The organism is Seonamhaeicola marinus, from assembly GCF_008085455.1.
On the sequence record NZ_VSDQ01000764.1, the window covers coordinates 1 to 374 of the forward strand.

General features: G+C 33.2%; 1 protein-coding gene. It reads left to right on the top strand.

Features of this window, described 5'->3' with window-relative positions; translation table 11 throughout:
* A partial coding sequence (locus FUA24_RS23420) for a DUF4293 domain-containing protein (RefSeq protein ID WP_148545748.1) occupies positions 1 to 348 on the top strand: 348 nt, incomplete at its 5' end.
* Between the last annotated feature and the right edge of the window lie 26 nt (positions 349 to 374).

Genomic DNA, 374 nt, shown 5'->3' on the forward strand with positions numbered 1-374 from the left:
TTTGTGTTTAACCTATGGAAAACCAGCCAAGGCACAGTAGTATTTGCACAAGATATCAGTTATGTGTTTGCAGCTTTTATAACATCGGCATTCTTTTCATTGGTAGCAATATTTAGATACAAAAACAGGAAGTCTCAATTTATGTTGGGCCGCCTGAACATGATATTAAACTTTATTTTACTAGGATTTTTTGTATATCAATCACTAAATTTATCTGGAGAAACGGCGGTTTCTGAGAAAGGTATTGGGGTACTTCTTCCTATCATTTCTATCGTATTTTTAGCTTTAGCTAATAAAGCCATTAAAAAGGACGAAGACCTTGTAAAATCAGTAGATCGATTGCGATAAAAACCTAATATCTTAGTAGTATTAGT